This is a genomic window from Oceanobacillus sp. CF4.6 (genome assembly GCF_051262635.1).
In the GTDB taxonomy this organism is placed as follows: domain Bacteria; phylum Bacillota; class Bacilli; order Bacillales; family Amphibacillaceae; genus Oceanobacillus.
The window spans coordinates 262585-275083 of record NZ_JBIMEX010000003.1; the positions used below are offsets into that span (position 1 = coordinate 262585).

11 protein-coding genes and 1 riboswitch are annotated in these 12499 nt (G+C 39.6%); all 11 genes read right to left on the bottom strand.

The genetic code is table 11. The features are described from left to right. Positions 1 to 13 precede the first annotated feature (13 nt). The 11 genes from ACHABU_RS08105 to ACHABU_RS08155 all read right to left on the bottom strand — a co-directional run bounded on the left by ACHABU_RS08105 (position 14) and on the right by ACHABU_RS08155 (position 12201). Positions 14 to 1057: a ribonucleotide-diphosphate reductase subunit beta gene (locus ACHABU_RS08105; RefSeq protein WP_435764166.1), complete on the bottom strand. Its 1044-nt coding sequence runs from the start codon at positions 1055 to 1057 to the stop codon at positions 14 to 16. Further along, positions 1038 to 1472, bottom strand: a complete 435-nt coding sequence (locus ACHABU_RS08110) for a flavodoxin (RefSeq protein ID WP_435764169.1) — start codon at positions 1470 to 1472, stop codon at positions 1038 to 1040. The genes ACHABU_RS08105 and ACHABU_RS08110 overlap by 20 nt, the downstream gene beginning before the upstream one ends. Beyond that, on the bottom strand, positions 1469 to 3703 hold the full coding sequence (locus ACHABU_RS08115) for a ribonucleoside-diphosphate reductase subunit alpha (protein WP_435764171.1): 2235 nt from the start codon (positions 3701 to 3703) through the stop codon (positions 1469 to 1471). Before ACHABU_RS08115 ends, ACHABU_RS08110 begins: the two co-directional genes overlap by 4 nt. Before the next feature lie 125 nt (positions 3704 to 3828). Beyond that, positions 3829 to 4026: riboswitch (cobalamin riboswitch) on the bottom strand. A 201-nt stretch (positions 4027 to 4227) separates the two neighbouring features. Further along, positions 4228 to 5022 (bottom strand): ABC transporter ATP-binding protein, encoded by a 795-nt coding sequence (locus ACHABU_RS08120; protein ID WP_435764174.1) that lies wholly within the window; start codon positions 5020 to 5022, stop codon positions 4228 to 4230. After that, complete coding sequence (locus ACHABU_RS08125) at positions 5015 to 6007, bottom strand: ABC transporter permease (protein WP_435764176.1); 993 nt, start codon at positions 6005 to 6007, stop codon at positions 5015 to 5017. The genes ACHABU_RS08120 and ACHABU_RS08125 overlap by 8 nt, the downstream gene beginning before the upstream one ends. A gap of 106 nt (positions 6008 to 6113) precedes the next feature. Further along, positions 6114 to 7100: an ABC transporter substrate-binding protein gene (locus ACHABU_RS08130; RefSeq protein WP_435764178.1), complete on the bottom strand. Its 987-nt coding sequence runs from the start codon at positions 7098 to 7100 to the stop codon at positions 6114 to 6116. Positions 7101 to 7293: 193 nt separating this feature from the next. Beyond that, a complete protein-coding gene (locus ACHABU_RS08135; RefSeq protein WP_435764180.1) occupies positions 7294 to 8142 on the bottom strand; it encodes an MBL fold metallo-hydrolase in 849 nt (282 codons plus the stop codon). A 76-nt stretch (positions 8143 to 8218) separates the two neighbouring features. Further along, complete coding sequence (locus ACHABU_RS08140; RefSeq protein ID WP_435764214.1) at positions 8219 to 8866, bottom strand: DUF421 domain-containing protein; 648 nt, start codon at positions 8864 to 8866, stop codon at positions 8219 to 8221. A 105-nt stretch (positions 8867 to 8971) separates the two neighbouring features. Further along, complete coding sequence (asnB, locus tag ACHABU_RS08145; RefSeq protein ID WP_435764182.1) at positions 8972 to 10867, bottom strand: asparagine synthase (glutamine-hydrolyzing); 1896 nt, start codon at positions 10865 to 10867, stop codon at positions 8972 to 8974. Positions 10868 to 10889: 22 nt separating this feature from the next. Beyond that, positions 10890 to 11675, bottom strand: coding sequence for a hypothetical protein (locus tag ACHABU_RS08150; RefSeq protein WP_435764184.1), 786 nt, complete (start codon positions 11673 to 11675; stop codon positions 10890 to 10892). After that, a complete protein-coding gene (locus ACHABU_RS08155) occupies positions 11668 to 12201 on the bottom strand; it encodes an RNA polymerase sigma factor (RefSeq protein WP_435764186.1) in 534 nt (177 codons plus the stop codon). Before ACHABU_RS08155 ends, ACHABU_RS08150 begins: the two co-directional genes overlap by 8 nt. Positions 12202 to 12499: the final 298 nt, after the last annotated feature.

The following is a 12499-nucleotide window of genomic DNA, read 5'->3' on the forward strand; positions in this document are numbered from 1 at the left end:
TGGTTACATTAGATTACAGATCATCAAATCCATTTAAATCACTCGTCTTCGTATATTGCCGTGACTTCTGTTCAAAAAAATCGGTCTTTGTTCCGTCGAAATTATCCACATAGGCACGAATCCATTTCATCGGGTTATCCACATGTTCTGGATAAACCTCACTTAATCCCATCATTCGCAGCATCTTATTGGCACGATATTTAATATAACCAGCCATTTCATCCAGATCAATTCCGTCTACGTCTTCCAAAACATAATTGGACCACTCGATTTCCAAAACAACTGATTCTTGAAAATGAGTATATACCCAATTGGTAAATTCCTCGGTATTGTATTCTGGATTTTCTGCGAGTGTAGCTCGAAACAATTCCGCGATAAAGCGGCCATGTTCCAGTTCATCCCGATTAATATAACTGATCATGGTTGAGGTACCGACCATTTTATTTTGCCGTGCCAGATTATAGAAAAAGGCAAAACCGGAATAGAAAAACATTCCTTCCAATAAGGATGTGTATACCAATGTTTTTAAAATATTTTCCATTGTTGGGTTATCCACAAAGTTATTATATTGCTCCACCAGATTGGCATTTCGCTTCAGCAACACTTTATCTGTTCTCCCAAGCTGGAATGCTTTATTTTGTTCGTCCAGTGAAACAACAGAGGATAACACATAGGAATAACTCTCATTATGCACGGCTTCCTGTTGTGCGATGACCGCCATGATCGACTGAACAGCAGGATCTGTGGCATATAAAGATATCAACAACGCTGTTCTCGTTTGTGGTGCATCCAATGTGGATAACAGGCCGATTATTTTGAGATATGCTTCGCGTTCTTCAACAGTCAAGGATGAAAACTGCTTTACATCACTAGACATATTGACCTCATCCGCCTGCCAATAATTCCCGACTAATCGCTTATACATTTTATGCCAATGTGGATAAGCAATATCATTCCAGTTGAGAATTCCACTCGATTTCCCACCAAATAGGGCGGTTGACTTGTTCGGATTTAATGGTTCCAATGTTTTCGCCTTTTCAAGCAAAGCTCTTGGCATGCTGCAACACTCCTTCCACCCACGATTCCACTTTTTGTTCCTGACTTCCCCTTGGAGACTGCTCAATTTTCAAACCGCTCCACTTACTTTCGTAAAATTTCCACAATTTATCCACAGCTTTGCAAAACAATTCGTCTCCACCGAATTGGGTATCACCCGTACCAAATACCGCTATATTGTCTGGTTTATATCCAACTTCAAGGACAAAATCCTTTATTTCATCGGGTGTTTTCCCCATTTCCCATGTAAATGTTCCAATAAAAAAATAATCGTAGCACTCCGGATGAATGGGTGCGTCAATACCAATTCGGTGATTATCCACAGTGACACCTTCGTCTTTTAATTTCTTTTCCACGATTTCAGCGACCTCTTTTGTGTTCCCACTATAGGATACATATGCTATAAGAGCCTTCAACTTTCACACCACTCACATTCTTCGACATCGTTGGATGTTGACCGTACATAATACGTGGTCTTCAGCCCTTCCCGCCATGCCTGGAGATGAAGATCGAGTAAAACTGATGCTCGAATGGTATTTGGTACATAAAAGTTAAATGAAATACTTTGGTCAATATGTTTCTGTCTGACGGCATTCTGCTTAATCGACCAGCGCTGATCGACAATATAAGCGGAACGGCGGTAAATATCGTACGTATGATGATTTAAGTCTGGTGCTGTTACCGGAATCTTAAAGTCCTTTTTCTCCTCATTGTAAAATACATTAAAAATCGGATCAATGCTTGCGGTGGACCCTGCAATCATTGCGGTCGTTGAGTTCGGAGCAATAGCCATTAAATAGCCATTACGCATGCCATGCATGGCAACATCTGCCCAAAGAGCGACCCAAGCTTCACTTCGATAACCCTTTTCCGTAAAGTAAGCACCCGTACTCCACTTACTACCTTCAAATGCCGGATAACTCCCTTTTTCCTTACTCAGTTCCATACTATTTTTTATCGTTAGAAAGGCAACCTTTTCATACAGTTCATCAGCATAATTAACTGCATCTTCTGTTTCCCATTTTATATTTTCAAGGGCAAGAAGATGATGCCAGCCAAACGTACCCAGTCCGATTGCACGGTACTTTTTATTCGTCAGTTCTGCTTGTTTTATCGGTAATGTGTTGATATCAATCACATTATCAAGCATACGTACTTGGATTTTTATCAGACGATCCAACACATTATCCGGAACTGCTTTTCCAAGATTTATCGAACTTAAATTACAAACAACATAATCACCTGCTTGATACTTTTTAATAATGGTATTTTCGTTTTCAAGAAATTCCTCTACAAATTGAGTCGGGGACTGATTTTGGGTAATTTCAGTACATAAATTGGAACAATAAATCATTCCATTATGTGAATTGCTGTTCTGTCTATTAACTTCATCTCGGTAAAACATAAACGGAGTTCCTGACTCAAGCTGTGACTTCATAATCCGCTTCATAATATCTATGGCAGCTATCTTCTTTCGGGATAGCGCATCCGATTGTACACAAGCTTCATATTTCCTCCGCCATTCGCCATTTCCTTTTTCCTCATCATAAAAATCCTCCAGCGAAAATCCCATCACCTGGCGTACTTCGTGAGGATCGAATAAATACCAATCTTCCCGTTTATCGACCTTTTCCATAAAATAATCCGGTAAACATATACCCGTGAAAATATCATGCGCGCGCATGCGATCATCGCCATTATTCAGCTTCAAGTCCAGAAATGATTCGATATCTTTGTGCCAAACATCTAGATAGATGGCAATTGCACCTTTTCTCGTACCAAGCTGGTCAACACTTACCGCTGTATTGTTTAATTGCTTAATCCACGGAACTACGCCACTGGACATTCCTTTAAATCCTTTAATAGAGCTCCCTCTGGCACGTATTTTCCCCATATAGACACCTATGCCCCCGCCGTTTTTGGAGAGCTTGGCGATATCGGTATTGCTGTCATAGATCGATTGCAGGCTGTCATCCACCGTATCAATAAAGCAGCTGGATAACTGTCCATGTGTCTTTCCTGCATTTGTAAGTGTTGGCGTTGCCACTGTCATATACAGATTACTTAAAGCCCAATAAGCTTCCTCCACCAGTTTGGAGCGCTTTGCCAAGTCTTCATCCTGCATTAAATACATCGCTATGACCATCCAGCGTTCCTGGGGAAGTTCATAAATCTGTTTGTTATGATCTGTTGCCAGATAACGCGTTGCAATTGTATAGATACCTAAGTAGTTAAATAGATAATCTCGATCTGGTTGAATTAACTTCTCAAAAAGATCCATTTCTGTTTTCGAGTATTTGGAGTAAAGGTTTGGTGCATATATCCCTTTATCGGTTAACATTTGCACCAAATGATACAGCGATCCATAACGAGAATCCTCGCTATAGCTTCGATTGGCCGCTGCCTTACGATAAAGCTCCTTCAAATAAATTCTTGCTGCCGAAAACGTCCAGTCTGGATTCGACTCATCGATGTTTTCCAAGGCTATTTTTATAAGGATATCCATTGCTTTTTCTTCTGGTGTATCCTGATTGATTGTTTTCATTGCTTTCTCCATCAATTGGTTTACTTCTACGGATAGTCCTTTCGTAGATTCGTTAATCGTCTGTAAAATTTTGTCCTGTTGGTTAATGGTACCTGTAACCATCAGATCTACCTCCTTATATCTATATGTACAATGAAAAAGCCGTCCTTCCCCAAAGGATGAACGACTATAAAACGACAGAAATAGTTTGTATTCCTATCATCCCATAATCTCTCTTCCCGGAGAAGTGAAACTCAAAGTTGAAGGCAGGTCTCCTGACTTGTGTATCGTTTTACTAGAGTCCTTCCCATATTGCTGCCGTTAAACGAACAATATAGTGGAATTCTCGTTCATCCACACTTACAGTTGCGGGGACAGTCCCGGAATCTAACCGAGTTCCCTTTTAAGACAAATAATGTTATGTCACCTTAACTTTATATACAATATATAGTATTTTTAAATTCTGATAAGTCAATATCTAGTGTTAAGAGTAGCATAATGATATTACTTATGCAATCTTTTTCTATCGTTCATTTCTAGATTGATAGAGTTTTTAAGGGTCAACCTAATAAAACTGTAATATAAAAATACACACGCATTTTTAACATACCGCGTGTGTATTTGTTTAACATTATTTATCAACATAATTATCCCAAAACTACCCGATCGTCTTCAAACTGTTCGCCACGTATACGCTGGAACTCATTCAAAAGATCTTTTACAGTGAGTTCCTGTTTGGCTTCTCCTTGTGCTTCAAATATAATTTGACCTTTATCCATCATAATTAATCTGTTTCCAAGATCCAAGGCCTGTTGCATATTATGCGTCACCATTAACGTCGTTAGGCCAGATTCCCGGACTACTTTTTCAGTTAGTGATGTTATCAATTCTGCACGGGACGGATCCAATGCTGCCGTATGCTCATCAAGCAGGAGGATATTCGGTTGGGTAAATGTCGCCATTAATAACGAGAGTGCCTGTCTTTCACCACCCGACAGCAAACCAACCTTGGCGGATAGACGGTCTTCCAATCCAAGATTCAATGTTTTTAACTGTTCCCGAAACAAATCTTTTCTTTTCTTCGTTACTCCAGATTTTAATTTTCTTTTTTTGTTACGTGCGTAGGCCATCGCAAGATTTTCTTCAATTGTCATGGATGGCGCTGTTCCTGCCATTGGGTCCTGGAAAACCCTGCCGATAAATGCAGATCTTTTGTATTCCGGCAGGTGAACCACTTGTTTCCCGTCAATGATAACATCTCCAACATCAGGCTGAATGTTACCGGAAATCACATTCATCAATGTTGATTTACCTGCACCATTACTACCGATGACCGTTACAAAGTCTCCTTGTTGCATTTTCAAATTTATACCGTTTAATGCTTTTTTCTCATCCAGCGTACCTTCGTTAAACGTTACGGAAATATTAGCGATATTAAGCATGATTTTTCCCTCCTGACTGAGCACTAAGCTGCTGACGTTTTAGAAGTCTTCGTTTCTTTTCTTTTCTCGCGTGAAATATTCTTGGGCCTACTAATGCAATAATAACAATAATTGCCGTGATCAATTTCATATCGCCTGTCTCGAGAAAGTCTACTCGAAGTGCAAGCGTAACAATCATACGATAGATGATCGCTCCGCCGATGACTGCCAATGTTGCTCTAGCGATTGTTTTTGTACCAAAGAGAGCTTCACCGATAATAACGGATGCCAGACCAATGACGATCATTCCAATACCCATATTTACGTCTGCAAATCCCCCGAGCTGACCGATTAACGCACCAGAAAGTGCCACAAGCCCATTCGACAATCCAACACCGACAATCGTTAGGTTATCTGTATTAGCTGAGAGACTTCGGATCATCTTTTTATTGTCCCCAATTGCTCTTAACGCCAACCCTACTTCCGTTTTCAAGTAAAAGTCTGTAATCAGCTTAATGGCAATGGTAACAATGAGCATAATCAATACGATTCCCCATGTATTCGGGAATCGATCTAATCCGAATGCGGCAAGAAGCCCATTTAACACATCATCTATTCCAGTCATCGTCCAAATGGAATTCAGCTGATTAAATACTGTCGTTTCATTAAGCATGGATAATGTAGGCTGACCCAAAATTCTGAGGTTAATTGAATAGAGGGCAGTCATCATCAAGATCCCTGCAAGCAGTGCATTCACTTTACCTTTTGTATGTAATAAACCAGTTATACATCCCGCAATAAATCCAGCAAGCAATGCAAACAATGTTGCAAGCACTGGAGGGACGCCATTTACAATGGATAGAGCTGCTACTGCCGCTCCTGTAACAAAGCTTCCATCTACTGTCAGATCAGGAAAATCTAATACACGGAAGGTTAAGTAAACGCCTAAAGCCATAATGGCATAAATAACTCCTGATTCCACAGCACCGAACATTGATATAAACATAATTCTTTCCTCCCGCTACGTCTAAGTAAAGTATGTATAAAAGATATAGATTGCTTCAGTGAATATTAAAGGAGCCAGATAAGATAAATACCCGGCCCCAACAAGATTATTGCTCTACAAATTGTGCCTGATCGTCCCATTCAGAATTCCACTCGATACCTTGTTCTTCTGCAGCTTGCTTATTCATAAATAATTGAATTTCCGGTGGATACTCAGCAGGGAAATCACTTGGTGACATCTCACCTGTCAAGATTTCTACTGCCATTTCTCCAGTACGGTAACCAATTGTATGGTAATCGATGCCAAATGTGGCAAAACCACCACCAGCTAGTGAATCAGGCTCACCCACAATTAGTGGAATATCCTGGTCATTTGCAACTCCAACTACACTATCCAAAGCAGATACTACCGTATTATCCGTAATGATGTAGAATACATCTGCCTCACCGACAAGTGTTGTTGCTGCCTGTTGTACTTCCGCAGAATTGGCTACAGTACGCTCAACTACTTCCAACCCTTGTTCCTCAGCTGCTGCTTTTACGGATTCAACTTGGGAAACAGAGTTTTGTTCACCAGCGTTGTAGACCATACCAATCGTTGCACCTTCGAAATAAGTATTAATAAATTCCACGGTTGCATCAATTTGTTCTGGATGGAGGTCAACGACACCAGTAATATTTTCCCCAGCTTCATCCATTGATGGTACTAGACCTGCATCTACAGCATCTGTAACAGATGTGAAAACAATTGGAATATCACTCGTTGCCTGTAGCGCACCAAGCGCACTTGGCGTTGAGTTCGCAAAAATTAAGTCAACATCATCTGCTACAAATCCATCAGAAATTGGTTTAACATTGTTCTGATCATTCTGGGCACTTTGGAAATCATATTCCACCTCAAGACCTGCATCTGCCAAAGCATCTTTAAATCCTTCGTAGGCTGCATCAAGAGAAGGATGTTCCACAATCTGTGTCGCACCAACTTTATATGTATCTCCACCTTCTGAAGATCCGCTGTCAGCTTCATCATCAGAGCCACAAGCTGCCAATGTGATGATAGCAACAGCTACCATTAAAATTAATAATTTTTTCACGTTTATTTCCCCCTATTCGACGATAATTGTTTTCTAAATATTTAAACGTGATTATATCATACTATTTATTCATTTGCGATAACTTTTTTAGTCCAGAAATGTTGTTTTAAGCAATCTTCCAAAAAGTTCCACTATTACTTAGTACCTATGTATAAATAAAAGAGATGGTTTATGATAACACCATCCCTAAAAATTATTCGTCTTTTGCCTGACCTTCTACATATTTCCCATAATCCGGGACTGCGATAGTCTTAAAATTGCGAACGAGTTTCTGAAGTCCTGCCGTCAATTCATCGCCAAACATTGGTATACCATGGCCAGTCCCTGCAGCTTTTGGATGTATAGCCGCAAGCTTTTGAACGGAAATTTCTGAAGCATCCCAGTCAGGTGTATAATACCTGGGTGGACCATTCACTTCTTTAGTTTGCATCACTACCTTTAGTAATTCGTCCTGCTTCACTGTTATAAAAGCATCTCCTGCTAGTAGGGTTTTGTCTGATTCACGGAAAAAAGATACATGCCCCGGCGTATGACCAGGTGTATGCAGCCATTTCCATCCTGGCATGCCAGGCACTGTCCCATCTTCAGGTAATGGTGAAATATTCCCATCTAAATAGATTGGTTCCTCCGGAAATAAGTCGGAAATCTTAGCAACCATTCCACCTTCAACACTTGGATCCGGATACGAATAGCTTTCTTCTCCTGTCAGAAAAGGAAGCTCCAGCGGATGAGCAAATACAGGAATATTCCATTTTTCCACTAGTTCTTCTGCTGTACCAACATGGTCAAAATGCCCATGTGTTAAGATTAACGCTTTTGGTTTGGTATTTTCTCCGAAGAGTGTTTCCGCCTGCTCCATAATTTTATTGTAGGATTTTGGCATTCCAGCATCAACAAGCACCCAATTTTCTGCCTGTCCTACAAAGTACAGGTTCACAATCTGGTTGGTAAAGCAATGGACATGCTCTGCTACTTGTGTGAGCTTTCCACTTTTTATGGACGTCATTGGCATATACGTATCCTGTTTATCATTTTGTTCCATATAAAAGCCTCCCTATTAGCGTTATGTACTGTGTTGTCCCCTTAACGACTATCATTAACCTACTATGACGCCGTGGCTAACGTAAATGCTTCGGGGGATTATTTTTATGATGCGTCCGCTTCACCTCAGCAAATAGATTCTCCTGTTCACTTGCAAGTACAGGTTGGCTGTTTAACTTTTGCAGGATTTCGCCGGCTCTAGCCTTATCTGGGTGAAATTCTCCAATAACTTCCGCCATTAATTGGGTAAGTTCCTGAAATTCCTTTTTCGTCACAGGCTGTGCTTCTTGTTTTAATATAAAACCGATCCTTCCGTTTGGTTCAAGTGTTGCCCATTCCACATCACTGACTTTCGAGATATTCTCCTGTCTGAGGTTCATTTCCAATTGATCAACTGTAAATCTAAGCTTTTTCAGATTTTTTTCTTGTAATATCCCCTTTTCAATCAGAACTTTTGCATTTCCGGTAAGTATTCTTTCAAAAATATTACCTTTAATTTGAATATATTCCATAAAAATCAAAGTCAAAATTAAAATAAACCCTACTCCTATCGTTGTCCATACACTTTTACCTGCTAATGGTTGTATTAATAAGGAACCAATACCAATCATGATGACGGTTTGTGCCAGTGTCATTTGAGATATAGACTTCCTGCCTGCCAATCTCAACAGGAATGTACCTGCCAAAACAATGAGGATTGCTTTCCATATCCAGTCAAATTCCATCATTCATATCCCCTTTCTATATGTTAGTCTTGCAAAATATGACATATTTATCCGCTTACTAACATAAAAAAGTGCCATCCGTATTTAGATCGCACTTTTTAAATATTAAGATGTTTTGAAGTGGATTTCTGTAGATACTTCTTCGAATACATAAACCTTCTCTACATAAATTTGATGCCAAACCATGAACATTAGTACGGTCCATATCTTTCTTGAATAATCTTTTTTCCTGGCTAGATGGCTGTTAAGCAGGTCAAGTACAACCGATTTATCAATAACATAATCTGTTGCACTTGCTAGGATAAGTTCTTTCGCCCACGTGTATAGACTCCCCCTTAGCCAATGCTTTATCGGTACAGGAAAACCGAGCTTTTTACGGTTCAGAACATGACCTGGGACAAATCCTTCTGCCGCTTTTCGTAAAACTGATTTTGTTGTACCATTTGCTATCTTATAATCAACGGGAATTCTGCTTGCAACTTCAAATACCTCTTTATCCAAAAATGGGACACGGAGCTCCAATGAGTTAGCCATCGACATTTTATCCGCTTTCAGCAGTATATCGCCAGTCAACCATGTATGCATATCAATATATTGCATCTGTTCCACAGGATGTCTGTTTTTAACTTGATTATAGAGCGCAGCAGTATGGGACTGATACGTAAAACGGGGGTCATAGTTTCTTAATAATTGCGATTTCTGTTTTTCCTCAAACATCTTTGCATTACCGATATACCTCTCCCGCAATGGGGTTGTTCCCCTCTCCAAGAAACTTTTTCCTTTCATTCCTTCCGGCAGCATTGCTGCAACGCGATGAATCGCCTGAAGTAACCGTATTGGCATGTAGTTAAAATACTTTAGTGATTCGGGTTCGCGATAAATATTGTATCCACCAAATAATTCATCAGCACCTTCACCCGAAAGTACTACTTTCACATGCTTTCTTGCTTCTCTTGCTACGAAATAGAGTGGGACACATGCTGGGTCGGCTAAAGGATCATCCATATGCCACATGATTTCAGGTAGACTCTCAACGAACTCTTCTGGTGAAATTGTGCAGGAAATATTTTCCACATTAAGCTCCTCGGCACTTCTTTTGGCAAGATCAACTTCCGAGTAGCCCTGGTCTTCAAATCCTACGGAAAATGTTTTGATATCCGGTTGAAATTGCTTTGCCATTCCTACTAACAACGTGGAATCAATACCTCCAGATAGAAAAGACCCTACCGGAACATCACTTTGCAAATGTAATTTCACTGAATCGAGCATGACTTCTTTTACTCGCTTCACAATCTGACTTTCATTACCAAAAACGGTATGAAATTGCGCTTGAAAATAGGACCTAATTGTAACCGGCTCTCCCCAGTTCTTCACAAAATAATGTCCTGCAGGTAATTTCTTTACATGTTCTGTTATTGTTAGTGGGTCAGGGACATATTGAAAAGACATATAGTGCTGGAGAGCGTTTGTATCGACTGTGTCTGCTTGCGTTAAATGTGAAATGCTTTTCTTTTCTGATGCAAAAATCATTTCATTTTCATTTTCTAAATAATAAAATGGTTTTATGCCAAATGAATCGCGCGCTCCATACAGTTTTCTCTCCTTGTTGTCCCAAATTATAATGGCAAACATTCCTCTGAGGGTTGAAAAGGCACCTACTCCTTCATCTAAAAACAAGTTCGCTGCAACTTCCGTGTCCGAATCTGTATGAAAAGTATGGCCTTTATTCATTAACTGCTCTCTGATCTGTACATAGTTATAAATCTCCCCATTGAAAACCATCTTATAGCGATCTTCCCCAAAGTGAAAAGGCTGATGTCCACCCTCAACATCGATAATACTCAATCTCCGGAAAGCGAGTGCTATGTGTGAATCATGGTAGAAACCAACATCATCCGGCCCCCGATGTTTCATTAAATCGTTCGCTACTTTAATATCGTTTAAATGGTCCTCATTAAATTGGACCTGTTCTTTCAGTAATACTCCTAAAAAACCACACATCGCATTTTTCACCTTCCATATTTTATTTAACTACTTGAAAGCTCTCCAACATATAATGAAATCTTGCTCCATGCCCTTCTGCTGCCTCCAGGAAGTATACTTGCTTGATAACAAATACTTGACCCTCATCTTCATCTGTTACGTAATATCTATGAACGGGTGTATCCCATTGATGACCCGTTTTTCCGAATTCATTTGTATACTCAGGTCCCATACCTTGAACCATTTCGGCTTCAATTGGCTCCGTTACCGATTCTTCTCTGTGGAATTCCATGTCCTTATCGTTATCAATCTCCTGTTTAATTGCCGCAACTACTTCTTCCGTTGTTGTATCATCCATACGTATAATTTCCATATATACCTCTGGAAATTGCTCTGGTAGCGGTTCTAAGGTTTCGATTCGATCGCTCGTTTCCCCTTCAACCATTTTATAGCGGTCCTCATCGACATAGATGACATAGCGCAATTCCTCATTGGTTTCGAGTTGCACATTCGTGTCTTCTTTTTGACCTTCCAATTCGATTTCTTCCTGTTTTTCTTCAATAAACATATCCTTCAAACCGTGAAACATGGCCTGCCCAGGTTCTGTATTTATTCCGAAAAACAAGATAGCTATAATTGCCGCAATGCTCATCCCTGCAATCACAAGTCTCTTTCCTCTACGCTTCTTGTTTTTTGTTATATCGGGTGCGGATGAGAATAATTCGCTATCGATTTTATTCCAAGTTTCATTCTTAAGATTGACCGCATCTTTTGTACGCCTTTTAAATAATTGTTCTATTCTTTTATTCAATTTGTTTCTACTCATCTGCAACACCCCCAATAACCGCTTTTAGTTGTTGTCTTGCTTTGTAAAGCCTTGATTTCACTGTATTCACATTCAATTCAAGGACTTCAGCAATGTCTTTCTCTGAAAATCCGTTTAAATACTTTAAAATCAGGACAGTGCGGTGATGTTCATCAAGCTGTTCCATTGCTGATTCCAGCTGTTCGAAGTCTCTTTCTTCTTCTATTTGATGATTCAGGCGGTCTAGCAGTCGTTCATTCTCCATACTTATTGCTTCTTTGGACTTTTTTTTCATATATCTTCTGCTTTCATTAACTAAAATCTGGTAAAACCATGGTTGGAAGGGTTTTTTAATATCAAAAGAATCAATATTCCGATAAACCTTAATAAATGTTTCCTGTACAATATCTGATGCGTCACTATTATTATTTGTAATTGCATATGCCGTTCGAAGTGAATAATCAGCATAAATGTCATACAGTTTTTTGAAAGCCTGCTGATTCCCCTTTTTTATCTTTTTGATGAGTCTTATTTCCTGATCAACCAAAAGCAATACCCCCCTTTATAAATCGTTCTATACTATATATACCTTTCTCAAGTTGAAAAAGTTTTCGTTTTTTGAAATTTTGTTATTTCATAAAGTGTATAAACTGCGAACTAGGATAAGTTACTTCGGCGACCGCTCTGGGAAATATACTTCGCTTTCCACGGGCGGCTGGTGAGCCCCTTCATGCTGACGCATTTCAGTGTCTCACCTATGCCTTTCCTCGAGGCCACTGAAAAACTTCGAACTTTTTAATAATGCCAAAAATATGGTCCAAAAAGTCTGATTAAAAAAGAGAAAT